This is a genomic window from Micromonospora sp. L32 (assembly GCF_052068055.1).
Classification (GTDB): Bacteria; Actinomycetota; Actinomycetes; order Mycobacteriales; family Micromonosporaceae; genus Micromonospora; species Micromonospora purpureochromogenes.
Map to the genome: position 1 here is coordinate 536,136 of NZ_JBQHDD010000005.1, position 18,979 is coordinate 555,114.

Sequence of the window (18,979 nt, forward strand, 5' to 3'; positions counted from 1 at the left end):
CTTGCGCCGGTGGCTCAGGCGCCGATCGCGTGGTAGCCGCCGTCGACGTGGACGATCTCGCCGGTGGTGGCCGGGAACCAGTCGGACAGCAGCGCCAGGCAGGCCCGGGCGGCCGGCTCCTGGTCGGTCAGGCTCCAACCGAGCGGGGCGCGCTCGGTCCAGGCGTCCTCGAACTGGTCAAAGCCGGGGATCGACTTGGCGGCGATGGTGCGCAGCGGGCCGGCGGCGACCAGGTTGCTGCGGATGCCCTGCTTGCCGAGGTGCAGGGCGAGGTAGCGGGAGGCGGACTCCAGGCCGGCCTTGGCCACGCCCATCCAGTCGTAGACCGGCCACGCCTTGGTGGCGTCGAAGGTGAGCCCCACCACGGCGCCGCCGGACGACATCAGCGGCAGCGCCGCCATGGCCAGCGACTTGTACGAGTACGTGGAGACCTGCAGCGCGGTGGCCACGTCCTCCCAGGGGGCGTCGAGGAAGCCGCCGCCGAGGCAGCTCTGCGGGGCGAACCCGATCGAGTGCACCACCCCGTCCAGGCCGTCGACGTGCTCGCGCACCTTGTCGGCCAGGCCGGCCAGGTGCTCCGGGTTCGTCACGTCCAGCTCGATCACCGGGGCCGGCTCGGGCAGCCGCTTGGCGATCCGCTCGACCAGGGAGAGCCGGCCGTAGCCGGTGAGCACGACCTGCGCGCCGTTCTCCTGGGCGAGCTTCGCCACCGAGAAGGCGATCGAGGCGTCGGTGATGACACCGGTGACCAGCAGCCGCTTACCGGCGAGCAGTCCGGACATTGCAGTTTCCTCCATCGTCGTGCTCAGTGACCCATGCCGAGGCCGCCGTCGACCGGGATGACGGCGCCGGAGATGTAGCCGGCGGCGTCCGAGGCCAGCCAGGTGACCACGCCCGCGACCTCGTCCGGTTCGGCGAACCGGCCGGCCGGGATGGCCTTGCGGTACTCGGCGCGACGCTCGTCGGGCAGCTTGGCGGTCATGTCGGTGTCGATGAAGCCGGGGGCGACCACGTTGGCGGTGATGTTGCGGCTGCCCAGCTCGCGGGTGATCGAGCGGGCCACGCCCACCAGGCCGGCCTTGCTGGCCGCGTAGTTGACCTGACCGACGCCGCCGTAGAGGCCGACCACCGAGGAGATGAAGATCATCCGGCCCCACTTCGCCCGGAGCATCTTCGTCGACGCCCGCTTGGCGCAGCGGAAGGTGCCGGTGAGGTTGGTGTCCACCACGGTGGTGAACTGCTCCTCGGACATCCGCATCAGCAGCGTGTCGTCGGTGATGCCGGCGTTGGCGACGAGCACCTCCACCGGCCCCAGCTCCGCCTCGACGGCGGTGAAGGCCGCGTCCACCGACGCGGCGTCGGTGACGTCACACCGGACGCCGAAGAGCCCGGCCGGGGCGTCGCCGCTGCGGTGGGTCACCGCCACCCGGTCGCCCTGCTTGGCGAACGCCTGCGCGATGGCCAGGCCGATCCCCCGGTTACCGCCGGTCACCAGCACGGTACGGGCCACGGGTCCCCCTCTGCTCAGCTGATCTCTGCGTCGGTCGGAGCCTAGGCGTTACCGACAGGTAAGCGCTAACGCCCGGACCGCCCGGGACCCTGCCCGAGGGGTCCGGACGCCCCTCCCGGCCCCTCCTCGCCGACCCTTCGGCCAGGTCGGTCCAGACGCTCGGCCGGATACGCGGCGGCAGCGTCCCCGTTGTACGATGATCGGCGTTTGCGGGTCGGCGTCCGGCCCGCGTTCCGGGCCCCGCCGACCGCAGGAGGTGATCGCTGTGCGAGATAGCGATCCTCCCAGTCGTGGCCGGGCCCTCCGTCAGCCCCGCTGAGCCACGACTCAGTCGGTCGAGCTGACCCAGCTCCCGCTCCCCGCACCGCCCGCCTCGGCCACCGCCGGGGTGGCCGGCCCGCGCCGTCCCGCTCGCGGGACGGCCCACGGTGGAGCCGCCCGGTCACGACTTCGTGTGCGCGTCCTGCTCAACCCCTGCGGTCCGCCCCCGCACGCGCGGACCGTCCAGCCGCCACCCGGAGCCGTCCATGAGCCGTTACGTCGCCCCGCTGGGCTTCACCCTCGCCGCCGTCTGGGTGGCCGTCGTCTTCGTCCTGGCCGGCGGCGGTCACTGACCACCACCGGCCGCACGGCCACCCGTCCCGCCCGCCCGCACCCCGGACGGGTCCCGCTCGCACCCCGGACGGGCCTCAGAGCATCCGGGACGACCAGAGCAGGCTCAGCCCGCCGGCGCAGAGCGCGAGCAGCAGGGCCACCCCCGCGTACCACTGGGTGATCTCGCGCGGCTGGGTGCGGAACCCGATCGAGCTGCCCATGTCCTGGTAGACCTGCTTCAGCTCGGAGACCGAGGCCGCCTCGTAGAAGTAGCCCTCGGTGGTCTCGGCCAGCTGCGCCAGCGCCAGCCGGTCCACCGGCACCCGCTGCGGCTGACCGTTGATGTCGACCTGCCCCGAGTCGGTGCCGAAGGCGATGGTGGAGACCGGCACGTTGGCCGCCTGCGCCGCCGCGGCGGCCTCCTCCACCGACCGGCCCGACGTGCGGAAGCCGTCGGAGAGCAGCACGATCCGGGCCGGCGGAATGCCGGCCGTGCCGTCGGCCGGGACCGAGCGGATCGCCTCCAGGCAGGTGAAGACCGCCTCGCCGGTGGCGGTCGCCTCGGCCAGGGTCAGCCCGTCGATCGCCGCCGTCACCGCCTCCCGGTCCTTGGTGGGGGCGACCAGCACGTTCGCCGACTTGGCGAAGGAGACCAGCCCGAGGTTGTAACTCTCCGGCAGCTCCCCGACGAACTGCTTCGCCGCCTCCTGCGCGGCCTCCAACCGGTTCGGCGCCACGTCGTCGGCCTGCATGGACAGTGAGACGTCGATCGCCAGCATGACGGTGGCCCGCTCCAGGGGCTCCCGGGTGTCCACCGCCGGGCGGGCCATCCCCGCGGCCAGCGCCACCAGGGCGAGCAGGAACGCGGTGGCCGCGGCGTGCCGCCGCCAGCCCAGGCCCTTCGGCGCCAGGGTCCGCAACAGGTCCACGTTGGTGAACCGCATCGCGTACGCCCGGCGGTGGCGCTGCCGCCAGACGTAGAGCGCGGCGAGGGCCAGCACCGGTAGCAGGGCCAGCAGCCACCACGGTTGCAGAAAACGGATCATCGCGTCGTCCCCCGGGTGCGAGCGTGCCGCTGCGCGGCCACGAATCGCACCATGTCCAGCAGCCAGTCTCGATCGGTACGCAGGCGCAGGTGCCCGGCGCCGGCGGCGCGCAGCTCGGTGGCGATCGCCTCGCGCTGGGCGGCCGCCGCCTCGGCGTACCGCTGGCGCAGCCGGGGATCGGCGGTCTGCACCTCGTGCAGCTCCCCGGTCTCCGGGTCGACCACCGGCAGCACCCCCACGTCCGGCAGCTCCAACTCGCGCGGGTCGACCACCTCGATCGCCAGCACGTCGTGCCGGACCCGCAGCTTACGCAGCGGCCGGCCCCACTGCTGCGGCGGCGCGAGGAAATCCGAGATCACCACCGCCAGGCCCCGCCGCCGTGGCGGGCGGTTGAGCAGGTCGATCAGCGCGCCCAGGTCGCTGCGCCCGGGTCGGACCGGGGTGTGCGCGACGGCCCGCAGCAACGCGTGCGCCTCCCGGCGTCCCGAGCGGGCCGGCACCCGGGTGAGCACGCCCGGCCCGGCGGGCGGCGGCGGGGCGGCGCGCCACCGGCCGGCGGGCGCCACGGTCTCCGCGCCGGTGCCGATCACCGCGCCGATCCGGTTGCCGCCGCGCACGGTCAGGTGGGTCAGGGCGGCGGTCGCGGCGATCACCACCTCCCGCTTGAGCCAGCGCCCGGTGCCGAAGTCGAGGCTCGCCGACAGGTCCACCGCGAGCCAGGTCTCCAGCTCCCGGTCGGCCACCGTCCGCCGCACGTGCGGCGTGGTGGTCCGGGCGGTGACCGGCCAGTCCATCCGGCGTACGTCGTCGCCGGGCCGGTACTCCCGCGACTCCCCCGCCTCGCTGCCCGGGCCGGGCAGCAGTCCGGCGTAGTCGCCCTGGAGCAGGCCGTCGAGCTTGCGGGTGACCAGCAGCTGCAACCGGGACAGCACCGCCTCGGTCCGCTCGCCGCCGGCGCCGGCCGGGCGCACGGGTGAGGTCACGGCCGCTGCCCGGGCCAGCCGGCGCCGGGCGGCGCGCTGACCGGCGGCACCGGGGTCGCCTGCTGGCGGGGCGCCACCGAGGGCAGCGGGATCGTCGACATGACCCGGTGCACCACGTGGTCGGCGGGCACGTCGTCGGCGAGCGCGTCGTAGCTGAGCACCAGCCGGTGCCGGAGGATGTCCGGCGCGATGTCCTGCACGTCCTGGGGCAGCGCGTAGTCACGGCCGCGCAGCAGGGCCAGCGCCCGGGTGGCCCGGACCAGGCCGAGCGAGGCACGCGGGCTGGCGCCGTACTGGATGAACCGGGCGACGTCGGGCATCCCGTGCTCGGCCGGGGTACGGGTGGCCAGCACCAGCCGGACCGCATAGTCGACCAGCGCGTTGTGCACGAAGACCTGGTCGGCCTTCTGCTGCAGGGCGATCAGGTCGTCGGTGGTGAAGACCTGCGCCGGCTCCGGCGGGGCGACGCCCATTCGGTAGACGATCTCGCGCTCCTCGGCGTCGGTCGGGTAGCCGACCACGATCTTCATCAGGAACCGGTCCCGCTGCGCCTCCGGCAGCGGGTAGACGCCCTCCTGCTCGATCGGGTTCTGGGTGGCCATCACCAGGAACGGGTTCGGCACCCGGTGCGTCTCGCCGCCGATGGAGACCTGCCGCTCGCTCATCACCTCCAGCAGCGCGGACTGCACCTTCGCCGGAGCCCGGTTGATCTCGTCGGCGAGGAGGAAGTTGACGAAGACCGGGCCCAGCTCCACGTCGAACTTCTCGCTGGACTGCCGGTAGATCCGGGTGCCCATGATGTCGGCGGGGACCAGGTCCGGGGTGAACTGCACCCGGGCGAAGTCGCCGCCGACCACCTTGGCCAGGGTCTCCACCGCCAGCGTCTTGGCCACCCCGGGTACGCCCTCCAGCAGGCAGTGACCGCGGGCGAGGAGCGCGACGAACATCCGCTCCACCATCCGGTCCTGGCCGACGATGACCCGTTTGATCTCGAACAGCGCCCGTTCCAGCAGGCTGGCATCCTCCGCCGGCGTGCTCACCGGTGTGCTCACCGGCGTGGGCGTCTCGGGGGCCGACCCGTTCGGGGTCGGGGCGTCGGGCGTGGTCGGCTGGGCCACCGGTCCTCCACAGCATGATCGGTCGTCGCGGCGTGGTGCGTGTCAAGACTCCCATGCCTGGCTGAGAGCCGATGGAGGGAGAAGCCGATTTCCGCCGCGCCGTCCCGTTCGCCGAATCGCTGAACGAGGGTGGACACACAGGGGTCCGGCGCGTGTACGATTCACCCCGTCGCCGGGCGGCTCCCCCCGTGGTCGCCCGGCGCTCAAACTTCCGGCACCCCGGCCTAGACTGCCCCGGGTGACCGACTCCAGCACCGCCGACGAGGCACCGATCTGTTCGGCCCGTGGCTGCCGCGCTCCCGCCGTCTGGGCGCTGCGCTGGAACAATCCCCGCCTGCACGACCCTGAGCGGCGCAAGACCTGGCTGGCCTGCCCGCAGCACCGGACGTCCCTCGGCGACTTCCTCGACGCGCGCGGCTTCCTGCGCGAGGTCGCACCACTGCCGGGATCGCATACGCTCGAACGGTGAGCGCGCAGAGCGGATCTTCCCGGTGACCGGCGCCGAGCCACCTCAGCGTCCGGTCAGCGCCCTGGAACCCTGGCCGGACACCGTCCGGTGGCAGCGGATCTCCGGCGACCTGATCTGGGTGGAACTGCTCCGGCTCGCGATGGTGCTGGCCGTGCTGCTGGCCGGTCTCGGCCTCGGCTGGGCGCTCAGCGGTCACTGGGCCTTCGGCGTCGCGTTGGGGCTGGTGCTGCTGCTCGGCGCCTGGCGGGCGGTGGCGATCGTCCGGGCCGTCCACGCCTGGGGCTACGCCGAGCGCGAGAACGACCTGCTGGTCCGGCACGGGCTGGTGGTCCGGCGGCTCTCCATCGTGCCGTACTCGCGGATGCAGTTCGTCGACGTCAGCGCCGGGCCGCTGGAGCGGGCGTTCCGCCTGGCCACCGTGCAGCTGCACACCGCCGCCGCGGCCAGCGACGCCCGGGTGCCCGGCCTGCGGCCGCAGGAGGCGGCCCGGCTGCGCGACCGGCTCACCGCGCTGGGCGAAGACCGCGCGGAGGGGCTGTGAACGACGGGCCGCGCGGGCCGGAACCGGCCCGGCCCGACACCGGCCCCGCGCCGGCCCCGTCGGAGCCGTCCGCACCGGCCGCCCCACCCGGACCCGAGCCGGTCTCCGGCCCACCCGGACCCGGCCCCGTCTCCGGCCCACCGGCACACAGCCCGACATCCGGCCCACCGCTCCACGCCGCGGTCTCCGGCCCACCGGCACACAGCCCGACGTCCGGCCCGCCGGTCCACGGCCCTACGCCTGGCCCACCGGAGCACGGTCCGACATCGGGCCACCCCGAATACGGCTCCACCTTCGGCCAACCGGCACCCGCCCCGGCACCCGGCCCACCCGGACACGGCCCTGCGCCCGCGCCGCCGGGATACGGCCCGCCGCCCGGACACGGCCCGCCGCCCGGACACGGCCCGCCGCCCGGACACGGCCCGCCGCCCGGATACGGCCCGCCGCCCGGATACGGTCCCGTGCCCGGGGGTCACGGCCCGGCGCCCGGCTCGCCCGCCCACGCCCCGCCGCCCGGCACACCCGGGTCTCCCCCCGTGCCCGGCCCGGCCGGGGAGGAGCCGCGGCAGCGGCTGCACCCGCTCAGCCCGGTGCTGCACGGGGCGAAGTCCCTGGTCGTGGTGATCGCGGGCCTGTCCTGGTCGACCCTGTCCCGGGTGGGCTTCGGGGTGTTCGCCGGGATGGTGGTGGTGCTCGCGCTGGGCGCGACCGTGCTGGCGGTGATCAGCTGGTGGAACACCGGCTACCACATCGTCGGGCGGGAGCTGCGGGTGCACGAGGGGCTGCTCTGGCGGCGTACCCGGGCGATCCCGTTGGAGCGGTTGCAGGCGGTGGAGGTGGTCCGGCCGCTGCTCGCCCAGCTCACCGGCCTGGCCGAGCTGCGGCTGGAGGTGGTCGGCGGCGGCAAGACCGAGGCGCCGCTGGCGTACCTCGGCGTGGCCGAGGCGGAGGCCCTGCGGCAGCGGCTGCTCGCCGTGGCGGGTCGGGCCGCCGGCGGGGAGGTCGCGCCGGCCGTCGCACGCGCCGGGGTGCCACCGGAGCCGGCCGGCCGTCCGCTGCACGCCGTCCGCAACACCGACCTGCTGGTCAGCCAGCTGCTCACCCCGCAGGCGTTCCTGCTCCCGTTCGGCCTGGTCTTCGTGGCGGCCCAGTTCCTCTCCCAGGGCTCCTGGTCGTTCATCGCGGTGGCCAGCACGCTGACCGCGATGGCCGGCGTGATCCTGCAACCGGTCCGCCGGGTGCTCGACGACTGGAGCTTCCGGCTGGACCGGGAGGAGGACCGCCTGCGCGTCCGCAACGGCCTGCTGGAGACCCGGGTGCAGACCGTGCCGCTGGACCGGGTGCAGACGGTCGGGGTGACCTGGCCGCTGCTCTGGCGGATGAAGGGCTGGCTGCGGCTGCGGCTGGAGGTGGCCGGCTACTCCGGTGGCGAGCAGGACGACCGGAACCGGCCGGACCGGCTGCTGCCCGTCGGCGACCTGCGTACCGGCGAGGAGATCGTCGCCGAGGTGCTGCCCGGGGTGCGGCTGACCGCCCTGCCGCTGACGCCCCCGCCGGCCCGGGCCCGCTGGCTGCGGCCGCTCAGCGTACGGGCGCTCGGTGCCGGGCTGGGCGAGCGCGTCTTCGCCGTCCGCTCCGGTCTGCTGACCCGGCAGCTGGCGATCGTGCCGTACGCCCGGATCCAGAGCGTGCGGGTGGTGCAGGGGCCGGCGCAGCGGCGGCTGCGGCTGGCGACGGTGCACGCCGACACCGCGGGCGGTTCGGGCGCCGCGGCGCACGACCGGGACCTGACCGAGGCGTGGGCGCTCGCCGCGGAGCTGATCGCCCGGGCGCACGCCGCACGGCGCACCCGCTGACGGTCCGGGCGAGTGGCGCGGCCCGTCCCCCGTTGACGGTCGGGGCGAGTGGCTCGACACGTCCCCGCTGACGGTGCGACGAGTGGCGCGGCGCGTTCGCTGCCGGCTCAGCGGCCGGCGCGCTGCTCCGCCGACTGCCCGGCCGGCGCGCTGGCCCGCTCGGCGACGGCCGACTCGACGGCGACCCGCTGGGCGGCGATCGGCCGGGCCGTGACCGGGGAGACCGCCGCCGGGGTGGCCGTGGTCGGCGGGGCCGCCAGCGGGCGGCGGGCCCGGTGGGCCGCCCACCAGCGCTCGGCGAGCCCGACCACCAGGAAGGTCATCCCCACGTACGCCCAGCCGACCAGCACGTCGATCACGTAGTGCTCGCCGCAGTAGACCAGGGTGAAGGTCATCGCCAGCGGGTACGCCAGCAGCAGCGGCCACCACCGCTTCCGGGTGGCCCGGAGGAAGAACAGCACGACGAACAGGGCGAACGCGGTGTGCAGCGACGGCATCGCGGCGACCGGGTTGCTGGCGATCTGCCCGGCGTTGAGCAGGTTGCCGGCACCGTGCATGCCGAACGCCTTCCAACCCCGGGTGGAGATCCGGGCGACCTCGGTGAGCAGGCCGTTCTGCGCCGCCCACCAGGGCGGGGCGGCCGGGTAGAGGAAGTAGGTGACCAGCCCGGTGGCGCAGAGGAACCCCCAGCGCCGCATGAACGCCGCCCACCGGCCCCGGTCACGCAACCAGAGCACCGCGGCGGCGGCCAGCGCCACCACGAAGTGGGAGAAGTAGACCCAACTGGCCAGGACGTCCCACCACTGCACGTCGGGCCGGTAGAGGTGCTCCTGGAGCCACACCGTCGGCACCTCGCCGCCGGTGGCCCAGCCGAACATCACCCGGTCGGCGACGATCAACTCGTAGGCGTGCGGGGTCGCCCCGTTGTCGGCGAAGCCCCGGGAGAGGTTGTACGCGGCCAGCAGCAGCACCACCGGCACCCAGTCCCGGGCGAAGTGCAGGTGGCTGCGCCACGGACGGGACGAGTTCCAGGCGATCGTCGCCGCCCAGATCCAGACGAACGCGTACGCCGGGTCGGTCGGCAGGCCGATGGCCAGCCAGGCGACGACGAAGGCGGCGCCCCAGACCGCCATGGCGATCACGCGGCGACGCCCGCCGTCGGCGGACACGGTCGGTCCGGTGGGGGCGGGGGGCTGGGGGTCAGTCACGACGGCCATCGCGGTCAAGGTTAACGGCGGCTGACGGGGACCACCGGGCCGGCTGCCCCCCTGCCCGCCCGGCCACCGCGGGCCGCCGCGCCGGCCGCCCGGCGGTGGGTGGTCCGGTTCGCCGTCGTCGTGGCCGGGGCCGCCGCCGAACACCTACGCTGAGCCCATGCAGGAGCAGTCGGACAACCCCTTCCCGACCGGGCTGACCGCCCGGGTCGAGCTGACCGTCACCGACGCCGACACCGCGCAGGCGGTGGGCTCCGGCGACGTGCCGGTGCTCGGCACGCCCCGGTTGCTCGCCCTCGCCGAGGCGGCCACCGTCGCGGCCACCGCCACCCACCTGCCGGCCGGCTCGACGACCGTGGGCAGCCGGGTGGAGCTGGAGCACCGCGCGGCGACACCGGTCGGGCGGACGGTGGTGGCGCAGGCCCGGCTGGCCGAGGTCGCCGGGCGGCGGCTGGTGTTCGAGGTCACCGTCACCGACGGTGCCGAGACGGTGGCCGAGGGCCGGGTGGAGCGGGCGCTGGTCGACCGGCAGCGCTTCGTGGCGCGTGCGGCGCGGGTGTCATGACCCTCCGGTTCGTGGAGGTCGCCGACCGGGTCCACGTGCTGCGCGAGCCGGTGCTCGACGTCAACGTCACCCTGGTCGTCGGTGACGGGGAGGCGTTGCTGGTGGACAGCCTCTCCACCGCCGGGCAGGCCGCCGAGCTGGCCGCGGCGGCCCGGGCGGTCACCGGCCACCCGTGGACGCTGGTCAACACCCACCACCACTACGACCACTGCTTCGGCAACGCCACCCTCGCCGCCGACCCACCCCGCCCGGTGTACGCCCACGAGCTGGCCGCCGCCGCGCTGCGCGAGCGGCCGGACGCGCTGCGCCGGGAGGCGTACGAGGAGCTGCGTGGCGAGCGGCCGGAATTCGCCGCCGAGGTGGCCGGGACGGAGCTGCTCGCCCCGACGCACACCGTGCTCACCGAGGCGGTGCTCGACGTCGGGGGCCGCCGGGTGGTGCTGCGTCACCCGGGGCGCGGGCACACCGACGCCGACCTGGTGGTGCACGTGCCCGACGCCGACGTGCTGGTCGCCGGGGACCTGGTGGAGCAGAGCGGGCCGCCCGCCTTCGAGGACTCGTACCCGTTGCAGTGGCCGGACGCGGTGGCCGAGCTGCTGCGGCTCACCACGCCCGCGACGGTGGTCGTGCCCGGGCACGGCGACCCGGTCGACGCCGAGTTCGTCCGGGCCCAGCACCGCCAGCTGGTCGACCTGGCCTGGCTGATCCGCGCCGCCCACACCGGCAGTGCCCCGCCCGAGCGGGTCGCCGCCGAGGCGCCCTTCGGCGCCCGACCCGCCCTGATCGCCGCCCGCCGCGGCTACGCCGAGCTCAACGGCACCCCCTGACGCCCGGCCGTCCCGGGCCGCGACGGCCCACCGCCGAGCGCCGGTCGGTCCGTGGCGCGGAGGGTGGCCAGGAGGCGGTCCAGGGCCGGAACGGCGGCGCGGACGGCGAGGTCGAGGGCGGCCAGTGCCGGCTAGTCGACGAAGCGGGCCAGCACCTCGGCGCGGGTGGGCATCGACACCGCCCCGCCGGGCGACTCGCAGACCAGGCCGGCGACCCGCAGCGCGAACGCCACCCGCTGGTGCCAGTCGGTCGGCTCGGCCGGCTCCCCGTCGACCAGCAGGTCGGCGATGAGCGCCGCCATCACCGAGTCGCCCGCGCCGGTGGCGTCGACCGCGCGCACCTTCGGCGCGGGCACGCGTACCGGGTCGGGGCCGGCCGCGACGATCGCGCCGGCCGCGCCGAGGGTGACCACGACGGTGCCCGCCCCCAGCTCGCGCAGATACGCCGCGACCCCCTCGACCGGCTCGCGCGGGTAGAGCAGCGCGGCGTCGGCCTCGCTCAGCTTGACCAGGTGCGCCCCGGCGGCGAACTCCGCGACCACCTCCCGCAGCCCGTCCAGCGTCGACGCACCGTTCAGCAGCCGGGGCCGCACGTTGGGGTCGAACACCCGCAGGCCGGTGGCGAGCGACCAGGCGTGCCGCGCGGCGGCGAGCACCGGCGGGCAGAGCAGCACGATCGACCCGCAGTAGAGCACGTCGGCGCCCTCGATCAGGGCCAGGTCCAGATTGTCGGCGGTGAGCAGGCCGTACGAGGGCGGCTCGCCGTAGAAGCGGAAGTCGGGCTCGGCCCCGGCGTGCGTGGTGACCGCGAGGGTGGTGGGCACCCCGACGGCGACGGCGCCGGCCAGCCCGACGCCGGCGTCGGCGAGGAAGGCGCGGATCCGGCCGGCCAGCACGTCGTCGCCGAACGACCCGACGAACTCGGCCGCGCCGCCGAGCCGGGACACCCCGACGGCGACGTTGAGCGGGCCACCGCCGATCTCCTGCCGGAAGACCGGCCGGCCCTCGCACTCGGCGTCGAGCAGGTCGACCAGCGCCTCACCGAGCACCACCGCGTATCCCACGTCGCCTCCCAGCGTCCGTCGCTTCGTACCAGGCTGGCACAGTGCCCGCCACGGCGGGCGCGAAGCCCCGTCTCCACGTATCGAGCAACGCCTATTGCGCCGGGTCGCCGGGGCGTGGTGGGATGACGCGTGCCGGGCCGGTGCGGGGGCTGCCGCACCACCGGCGCCGAGCTGGAGCCGACGCGAGGGCACCGGTCCGCGGGACGCGGACCGAGGGCGGTGCGCGGCCATCCGGCCCTTCCGATTCCCGGGCCGCCGGCCGTGACGCCGCGATCGTCGCATCCGCTCGTCACAGCGGGGCCGGCCGTCGCGCCGCCCCGCGGGTCAGGAGAACCTCGTGATCCGTTCCCGTACGGCCGCGCTGCTCACCGCGGCCGCCACCCTCGCCCTGGGCGCCGTCGCCCTGACCTCCGGTCCAGATCCGGCCGCCGCGCACGGCGCGGCGATGACTCCGGGCAGCCGGACCTACCTGTGCTGGAAGGACGGCCTCAGCCCGACCGGCGAGATCAGGCCGGTCAACCCGGCCTGCTCGGCGGCGGTCGCGCAGAGCGGCGCCAACTCCCTCTACAACTGGTTCAGCGTGCTCCGCTCCGACGCCGGCGGCCGGACCGTCGGCTTCATCCCCGACGGCAAGCTGTGCAGCGGCGGCAACCCCGGTTTCGCCGGGTACGACCTGGCCCGCACCGACTGGCCGGTGACCCACCTGACCGCCGGGGCGCGGCTGGACTTCCGCTACAGCAACTGGGCCCACCACCCGGGCACGTTCTACTTCTACGTCACGAAGGACAGCTGGAGCCCGACCCGACCGCTGGCCTGGAGCGACCTGGAGGAGCAGCCCTTCCTGACGGTGACCAACCCGCCGCAGCGCGGCGCGGTCGGCACCAACGACGGGCACTACTACTTCAGCGGCAACCTGCCCTCCGGCAAGAGCGGGCGGCACATCGTCTACTCCCGCTGGGTCCGCTCGGACAGCCAGGAGAACTTCTTCGGCTGCTCGGACGTCACCTTCGACGGGGGCAACGGCGAGGTGACCGGGGTCGGTTCCGGCGGCGGCACCACACCGCCGCCGAGCCCCACCACGCCGCCACCGAGCCCGACCACTCCCCCGCCGTCGCCGACCACCCCGCCGCCGAGCCCGACCACGCCGCCGCCGGGCGGCGACTGCATGGCGGTCTACAAGGTGCTCAACTCCTGGCCCGGCGGGTTCCAGGGCGAGGTCATGATCATGAATCACAGCGCCCGGGCGTACGGCGGCTGGGTGGCCAGCTGGACGTGGCCCAGCGGTCAGTCGATCAGCAGCCTCTGGAACGGCACGGTGAACTCCTCCGGATCGGCGGTGACGGTCGCCAACGCGGCCTGGAACGGCACGATCGCCCCCGAGGGCACCACCACGTTCGGCTTCACCGCGACCACCACCGGCGCCAACACCCTGCCCACCGTCACCTGCTCCGGCCGCTGACCTCCCGCCCACCGACGGGCCGCTGAAACGATCAAGAGGCTTGCGTCGCCGGAGCGGACTCCGGTCGACGCAAACCTCTTGATCAACGGCGGTGGCGCGCCCCGGGCGCGCCGGGCCCGGCCGTCAGCGGACCATGGAGCCGACCACGGGCTTGGTGAGCAGGGCGGACTGGTTGCGCTGGATGCCGGGGTCGAGGGTCTTGGCCACGAAGATGGCGTGCCAGATGCAGAAGATCAGCACGGTCCACACCTTGCGGGAGTGGTCCGCCTCCTCGCGCTTGTGCTCGTCCAGCAGCCGCAGCGCGTACGACAGGTCGATCAGGTCGCCCGCGCCGGAGGTGGCCAGCACGTGCCGGGCCCACTCGTACATCTCGCCGCGCAGCCAGACCCGGGTCGGGGTCGGGAAGCCCAGCTTCTTGCGGTTGACGATGGCCGGCGGCACCACGCCCTGCAACGCCTGGCGCATGGCGTACTTGGTGGCGTCCGAGCGGGGCGGGAGCTTCAGGTCGACCGGGATGCCGGCGGCCACGTCGAAGACCGCCCGGTCGAGGAAGGGCACCCGCACCTCCAGCGAGTGGGCCATCGAGATCCGGTCGGCCTTGACCAGGATGTCGCCGCGCAGCCAGGTGTAGAGGTCGACGTACTGCATCTTGGTGACGTCGTCGAGCTCGGTGCACTCGGCGTAGATCGGCGCGGTCACGTCGGTGTAGCGGACCGAGGGGTCGTAGCGGCGCAGCAGGTGCTGCTTCTCCTCCTCGGTGAACATCCGGGCGTTGCCGTAGTAGCGCTGCTCGATCGGAGTGGTGCCGCGCTCCAGGAAGCTCTTGCCCTTGACCCCCTGCGGGATCGCCTTGGAGACCGCGCGCAGACCCTTCTGCACCCCGTCCGGCAGACCGTTGACCGCGCCGAGGGAGAGCGGCTCCCGGTAGATCGTGTACCCGCCGAAGAACTCGTCCGCGCCCTCGCCGGAGAGGACCACCGTGACGTGCTCGGCGGCCTTCTTGGCCACGAAGTAGAGCGGCACCAGCGCCGGGTCGGCCACCGGGTCGTCCAGGTGCCAGACGATCTTCGGCAGGGCGTCGATCATGTCCTGCGGCCCGATCTTGGTCGGGATGGTGGTCACGTCGAGGTGCCGGGCCGACTCCTGGGCCACGTCGATCTCGGAGTAGCCGGGCACGTCGTACCCGACGGTGAAGGTGAGGATGTTCGGGTTGAACTCCCGGGCCAGGGCCACCACCGCGGTCGAGTCGATCCCGCTGGACAGGAACGAGCCGACCGGCACGTCCGAGCGCATGTGCATCCGGACGCTCTCCCGCAGCGTCTCCCGGATCTCCTGGTAGAGCCGCTGCTCGTCGGTGACCGGGGCGGGCCGGAACACCGGGCGGTACCACCGGCGCACGTCGATGCGCCCGCCCGGGCTCCAGGTCAGGTACTCCCCCGAGCCGATCCGCCGGATCCCCTTGTGCAGGGTGCCGGGTTCCGGGACGTACTGGAGGGTCAGGTAGTGGCTCAGGCTGGCCGTGTCGATGCCGGCGTCGCCCTCGTAGTTCGAGTGCGCGAAGGGCAGCAGCGCCTTCTTCTCCGAGGCGAGGTAGAGCCCGTCGGCGGTCTCCAGGTAGTGCAGCGGCTTGATGCCGAAGTAGTCGCGGGCGCCGAAGGCACGCCGCTCCTGCCGGTCCCAGATGACGAAGGCGAACATGCCGCGCAGCCGGGTGAGCACCTGCTCGCCCCAGTAGTGGTAGCCGGCGACGATCACCTCGCCGTCGCCGGCGGTGGCGAACTGGGCGCCGTAGGTGCGCACCAGCTCGTCGCGCAGCTCGATGTAGTTGTAGATCTCACCGTTGAAGGTGAGCAGGTAGCGGCCGTCGGCGTACGGCAGCGGTTCGTGGCTGGAGGCCACGTCGATGATCGCCAGGCGCTTGTGCGCGAACACCCCGTCCGCGTACCGGCCGGAGGCGTCCCCGACCACCTCGACACCGGTCTCGTCCGGGCCGCGGTGGTGCAGGCATTCCAACGCCCCGGCGATGTTGTCGCGGTGAGCGGCGGCGTCGCCGCGCGCACTGAAGAAGGCCAGGAGTCCGCACATGGTGGTCATCTTTCCACGCGTGTGAAGCGGCCGTCGCGGCACCGCAGGCTCTTCCGGCCGGGACCGGCCGGGTACCGTCTGGACCAGCAACGAGGCGGAGGGAGCGGACCATGACCGAGGACCGGACGAGCGGAAAGCCGGCGGACGGCACCGAGTCGCACGACCCGGACTTCCCGCAGGCGTTCCTGGACTTCATGCGCCAGGGCTGGCGGGACACCACGCTGCCGGTCGGCCCGCGCCCCGAGGTCCCCAACCACGCCAAGCGCCGGGCCGCACTCTCGGCGGCCTTCCCGGGCGAGACGCTGGTCATCCCGACCGGCACCGAGAAGGTACGCGCCAACGACACCGACCACCCGTTCCGGCCGGGCAGCGACTTCGTCTACCTGACCGGCGACCACGACCCGGACAGCGTGCTCGTGCTGCGCCCGAACGGCTCCGGGCACGACGCCACGCTGTACATGCGGCCCCGGTCCTCGCGGAAGACCGACGAGTTCTTCCGCAGCCGCCACGGCGAGCTGTGGGTCGGCCGGCGGCACACCCTGTCGGAGAAGTCGACCGAGCTGGGCCTGCCGACCGAGGACCTCACCGAGCTGGACGCGGCGCTGGCCGGGCTGGCGCCGGGGCGTACCCGGGTGTTGCGCGGTTTCGACGCCCGGGTGGACGCGGCCGTGCGGCCCTGGGACGGCCCCCGCGCCGACGGCCAGCCGGCCCGCGACCGCGAGCTGGCCATCGCGATCTCCGAGCTGAAGCTGGTCAAGGACGAGTGGGAGATCGCCCAGCTCCAGGACGCCGTCGACGCGACCGTACGCGGCTTCGAGGACGTGGCCCGAGGGCTGCCGGCCGACCGCGGGGTCTCCGAGCGGCTGCTGGAGGGGATCTTCGCGCTGCGCGCCCGGCACGACGGCAACGACGTCGGGTACGGCTCGATCGTCGGGGCCGGCGAGCACGCCACGATCCTGCACTGGGTGCACAACCACGGCGCCACCCGTCCGGGTGAGCTGCTGCTGATGGACATGGGCGTGGAGAACCGCAACCTCTACACCGCCGACGTCACCCGGGTGCTGCCGGTCGACGGCCGGTTCACCCCGTTGCAGCGCCAGGTCTACGACGCGGTGTACGCCGCCCAGCAGGCCGGCATCGACATCATCAAGCCCGGGGTGGCGTTCCGGGAGGTCCACCTGACCGCGATGCGCGTCCTCGCCGAGGCGCTCAAGGACCTCGGCCTGCTCCCGGTGAGCGTGGACGAGGCGATGGACCCGGCGTCGACGGTCTACCGCCGGTGGACGCTGCACGGCACCAGCCACATGCTCGGCATCGACGTGCACGACTGCGCCAACGCGCGCAAGGAGCACTACCGCGACGGCCCGCTCGGCGAGGGCTACGTGCTGACCGTCGAGCCGGGGCTGTACTTCCAGCCCGAGGACGAGCTGGTCCCCGAGGAGCTGCGCGGCATCGGCGTGCGGATCGAGGACGACATCCTGGTCACCGCGACCGGCGCGGTGAACCTGTCGGCCGGTCTGCCCCGCCGCTCGGACGAGGTGGAGACCTGGCTCGCCGAGCAGCGTGAGGCGGGTCCGCGCCTGCCCGGCTGACCCGGTACGACCCCCGGCGGGCCCCGCCGCCGGTGTCTGCGACGTTTCCGTCGTCGCGGCACCGGTGGCGGGGCCCGCCGCTGTTTGCGCTGCTCACCACCTTCTTCACGACCTGCGCCCCGCTGCACCCCGCTGCACCCACCCGACCAATGTGAGGGAAATGCGGGGTTTTCTCAGATACGTCCGCGTCGCGAGGATCCTTCTCATACGGTGTGGATAACAGGCTGCAACCCATTTGTAGCTGCTCGTACCGCTCAGGTGGTACGAGCCCGTCTGGTAGCAGGAAAGGGCGGAAGGCTCTGATGTCCAACGACCTAACGACTCCCGACGGCGGGGCCCCTTCGGCCCTGTCGTCGACTAGGCGACGCAAGCTGTGGGTCGCCACCGGCGTGGCCGGCCTGACCGGCGTCGTCGGCCTGGCGGCACTAGGCGGGCTGGCGGCCCGCAACGACAACTCCGACGACCCGCAGCGGGCCAGCGACTCGCAGGCGGCGCCGAAGCAGAACGTCAGCGATGCGGGCCCGGACTCCGACAAGCGCGACGACAAGGGCAAGGGACACGACGACCGGGCCGGTAGCGACCGCGACCGGGACAAGGACCGGGATCGTGACGAGCACGGTCGGGTGCGGGAGGTGCCGTGTGACGACGAGAAGCTGATCGAGGCTGTCGACCGGGCGAACCGGGATCACGGTGGCACGTTGAAGCTGGCCCCGCACTGCACCTACGAGCTGGACGGCTACGACCGCAAGTCCGGCACGGGCCTGCCGACGATCAAGCAGGAGATCACCATCAAGGGTGAGGACTCCACGATCAAGCGGGACTCCGAGCAGACGTTCCGGCTGTTCCGGGTCGCCGAGGGCGGCGACCTGACCCTGAAGGACCTCACGCTCAAGGGCGGCAACGCCTCCGAGTTCAAGTACGGCGACCAGGGCCCCGGCGGGCCCGGCGGACCCGGCGGACCCGGCGGGCCGGGTGGACCGGGTGGGCCGGGCGGACCGGGTGGTCCCCAGGGACCGGCCTTCGGCCCCGCCGCGGCTCCCGGTGGCCCGCAGGGACCGGGTGGCCCGCAGGGCCGCGGTGACGGCAAGGACGGTGACCGCAAGGACGGTGACCGCAAGGACGATGACCGCAAGGACGACCGCAAGGACGGTGACGCCGACGGTGGTGCGTTGCTGGTCGAGCGGGGCGGTAGCGCGCACCTGAAGAAGGTCACGCTGACCCGCAACAACGCCGAGGGCAACGGCGGCGCCATCGCCAACTTCGGTCGGGTCGACCTCGAGGACAGCGAGGTGGAGAACAACCACGCCCGGGAGAGCGGCGGCGGCATCTTCAACGTCGGCGTCCTCAAGGTCAACGGATCCTCCGACCACAAGGACTGGTTCTCCAACGACAAGGGCGAGTCCGCCCGCGACGACAAGGACCACAAGGACAAGGACAAGGACAAGGGCGAGTCCGCCCGGGACGAGGACAAGGACCACAAGGACAAGGACAAGGGCGAGTCCGCCCGGGACGAGGACAAGGACCACAAGGACAAGGACAAGGGCGAGTCCGCCCGCGACGAGAACAAGGACCACAAGGACAAGGACAAGGACAAGGACAAGGACAAGGACAAGGGCGAGTCCGCCGACGGCCAGGGTGGCTCGGCCGACGGCAGGGACGACTCCGACAAGAAGCGCCGCGAGTCCCGCATCGCCAACAACACCGCCGGCAAGAACGGCGGCGGCATCGCCAACGGCCGCGACAAGGACAAGGACCACGACAAGGACCACGACAAGGACCGCGGCAAGGACCACGGCAAGGACCACGGCAAGGAACACGGCAAGGACAAGGACCACGACAAGGACCACGACAAGGACCACGGCAAGGACCACGGCAAGGACAAGGACTCCTGGCCGCGCTTCCAGGGCCGCGACGAGGCCGGCACCGAGCTCGACGACAAGTCGACCGTGACCAACAACGACCCCACCAACTGCGCCGGCACCGTCAAGGACTGCTTCAACTGACCGCCGGTCAGCTCGGGATCCACACACAGGTCCGGCCCCCTGCCACCTCGGTG

The 18,979-nt window shown here is 73.6% G+C and carries 16 protein-coding genes; 8 read left to right on the plus strand and 8 right to left on the minus strand.

Annotated elements, in window-relative coordinates; all coding sequences use genetic code 11:
* Positions 1–14 precede the first annotated feature (14 nt).
* The 5 genes from fabI to ACTMTB_RS17265 form a co-directional block, all read right to left on the minus strand.
* The gene (fabI, locus tag ACTMTB_RS17245) at positions 15–782 is read right to left on the minus strand and encodes an enoyl-ACP reductase FabI (protein ID WP_154936082.1); all 768 of its coding nucleotides are present in this window, start codon (positions 780–782) and stop codon (positions 15–17) included.
* A gap of 23 nt (positions 783–805) precedes the next feature.
* Complete coding sequence (gene fabG / locus ACTMTB_RS17250; RefSeq protein ID WP_441146760.1) at positions 806–1,510, minus strand: 3-oxoacyl-ACP reductase FabG; 705 nt, start codon at positions 1,508–1,510, stop codon at positions 806–808.
* Between the two features lie 689 nt (positions 1,511–2,199).
* Positions 2,200–3,150, minus strand: a complete 951-nt coding sequence (locus ACTMTB_RS17255; protein WP_280838282.1) for a VWA domain-containing protein — start codon at positions 3,148–3,150, stop codon at positions 2,200–2,202.
* Positions 3,147–4,151, minus strand: a complete 1,005-nt coding sequence (locus ACTMTB_RS17260; protein WP_441146839.1) for a DUF58 domain-containing protein — start codon at positions 4,149–4,151, stop codon at positions 3,147–3,149. The genes ACTMTB_RS17255 and ACTMTB_RS17260 overlap by 4 nt, the downstream gene beginning before the upstream one ends.
* Positions 4,130–5,251, minus strand: coding sequence for an AAA family ATPase (locus tag ACTMTB_RS17265; protein WP_441146763.1), 1,122 nt, complete (start codon positions 5,249–5,251; stop codon positions 4,130–4,132). Before ACTMTB_RS17265 ends, ACTMTB_RS17260 begins: the two co-directional genes overlap by 22 nt.
* A gap of 238 nt (positions 5,252–5,489) precedes the next feature.
* Here ACTMTB_RS17265 and ACTMTB_RS17270 point away from each other — a divergent pair, with 238 nt between their 5' ends.
* The 3 genes from ACTMTB_RS17270 (at position 5,490) to ACTMTB_RS17280 (ending at position 8,117) form a co-directional block, all read left to right on the plus strand.
* Positions 5,490–5,720, plus strand: coding sequence for a hypothetical protein (locus ACTMTB_RS17270; protein ID WP_088961310.1), 231 nt, complete (start codon positions 5,490–5,492; stop codon positions 5,718–5,720).
* 13 nt (positions 5,721–5,733) lie between these two features.
* Entirely contained in the window at positions 5,734–6,261 is a 528-nt protein-coding gene (locus ACTMTB_RS17275) for a PH domain-containing protein (protein WP_441146841.1), read from the plus strand.
* Between the two features lie 461 nt (positions 6,262–6,722).
* Positions 6,723–8,117 carry a PH domain-containing protein gene (locus ACTMTB_RS17280; RefSeq protein WP_441146765.1) on the plus strand — a complete coding sequence of 465 codons (1,395 nt, stop codon included), beginning with the start codon at positions 6,723–6,725 and terminating at the stop codon, positions 8,115–8,117.
* Between the two features lie 107 nt (positions 8,118–8,224).
* Here the strand turns inward: ACTMTB_RS17280 and ACTMTB_RS17285 are convergent, their stop codons facing one another.
* Complete coding sequence (locus ACTMTB_RS17285; RefSeq protein ID WP_441146767.1) at positions 8,225–9,334, minus strand: phosphatase PAP2 family protein; 1,110 nt, start codon at positions 9,332–9,334, stop codon at positions 8,225–8,227.
* A 157-nt stretch (positions 9,335–9,491) separates the two neighbouring features.
* On the opposite strand from ACTMTB_RS17285, the gene ACTMTB_RS17290 reads away from it, so the two are divergent.
* Both ACTMTB_RS17290 and ACTMTB_RS17295 read left to right on the plus strand, forming a co-directional pair.
* The gene (locus ACTMTB_RS17290; RefSeq protein WP_441146769.1) at positions 9,492–9,896 is read left to right on the plus strand and encodes a thioesterase family protein; all 405 of its coding nucleotides are present in this window, start codon (positions 9,492–9,494) and stop codon (positions 9,894–9,896) included.
* A complete protein-coding gene (locus tag ACTMTB_RS17295) occupies positions 9,893–10,723 on the plus strand; it encodes an MBL fold metallo-hydrolase (protein WP_441146771.1) in 831 nt (276 codons plus the stop codon). Before ACTMTB_RS17290 ends, ACTMTB_RS17295 begins: the two co-directional genes overlap by 4 nt.
* A gap of 131 nt (positions 10,724–10,854) precedes the next feature.
* Here ACTMTB_RS17295 and ACTMTB_RS17300 read toward each other — a convergent pair whose 3' ends face one another.
* The gene (locus ACTMTB_RS17300) at positions 10,855–11,787 is read right to left on the minus strand and encodes a PfkB family carbohydrate kinase (protein WP_441146773.1); all 933 of its coding nucleotides are present in this window, start codon (positions 11,785–11,787) and stop codon (positions 10,855–10,857) included.
* A 337-nt stretch (positions 11,788–12,124) separates the two neighbouring features.
* On the opposite strand from ACTMTB_RS17300, the gene ACTMTB_RS17305 reads away from it, so the two are divergent.
* Positions 12,125–13,246 (plus strand): lytic polysaccharide monooxygenase auxiliary activity family 9 protein, encoded by a 1,122-nt coding sequence (locus ACTMTB_RS17305; RefSeq protein WP_441146775.1) that lies wholly within the window; start codon positions 12,125–12,127, stop codon positions 13,244–13,246.
* 123 nt (positions 13,247–13,369) lie between these two features.
* On the opposite strand, the gene asnB is transcribed toward ACTMTB_RS17305, so the two are convergent.
* Positions 13,370–15,331: an asparagine synthase (glutamine-hydrolyzing) gene (asnB, locus tag ACTMTB_RS17310; protein WP_441146777.1), complete on the minus strand. Its 1,962-nt coding sequence runs from the start codon at positions 15,329–15,331 to the stop codon at positions 13,370–13,372.
* Positions 15,332–15,441: 110 nt separating this feature from the next.
* Here asnB and ACTMTB_RS17315 point away from each other — a divergent pair, with 110 nt between their 5' ends.
* Both ACTMTB_RS17315 and ACTMTB_RS17320 read left to right on the plus strand, forming a co-directional pair.
* Complete coding sequence (locus tag ACTMTB_RS17315) at positions 15,442–16,923, plus strand: aminopeptidase P family protein (RefSeq protein ID WP_441146779.1); 1,482 nt, start codon at positions 15,442–15,444, stop codon at positions 16,921–16,923.
* Positions 16,924–17,225: 302 nt separating this feature from the next.
* On the plus strand, positions 17,226–18,926 hold the full coding sequence (locus ACTMTB_RS17320) for a hypothetical protein (RefSeq protein ID WP_441146781.1): 1,701 nt from the start codon (positions 17,226–17,228) through the stop codon (positions 18,924–18,926).
* The last annotated feature ends 53 nt before the right edge of the window (positions 18,927–18,979 follow it).

Bases quoted from the DNA above. Each gene is read 5' to 3' on its own strand.
- fabI (WP_154936082.1), bottom strand. From the start codon at position 782: ATGTCCGGACTGCTCGCCGGTAAGCGGCTGCTGGTCACCGGTGTCATC.
- ACTMTB_RS17255 (WP_280838282.1), bottom strand. From the start codon at position 3,150: ATGATCCGTTTTCTGCAACCGTGGTGGCTGCTGGCCCTGCTACCGGTG.
- ACTMTB_RS17285 (WP_441146767.1), bottom strand. From the start codon at position 9,334: ATGGCCGTCGTGACTGACCCCCAGCCCCCCGCCCCCACCGGACCGACC.
- ACTMTB_RS17290 (WP_441146769.1), top strand. From the start codon at position 9,492: ATGCAGGAGCAGTCGGACAACCCCTTCCCGACCGGGCTGACCGCCCGG.
- ACTMTB_RS17295 (WP_441146771.1), top strand. From the start codon at position 9,893: ATGACCCTCCGGTTCGTGGAGGTCGCCGACCGGGTCCACGTGCTGCGC.
- asnB (WP_441146777.1), bottom strand. From the start codon at position 15,331: ATGTGCGGACTCCTGGCCTTCTTCAGTGCGCGCGGCGACGCCGCCGCT.
- ACTMTB_RS17315 (WP_441146779.1), top strand. From the start codon at position 15,442: ATGACCGAGGACCGGACGAGCGGAAAGCCGGCGGACGGCACCGAGTCG.
- ACTMTB_RS17320 (WP_441146781.1), top strand. From the start codon at position 17,226: ATGTCCAACGACCTAACGACTCCCGACGGCGGGGCCCCTTCGGCCCTG.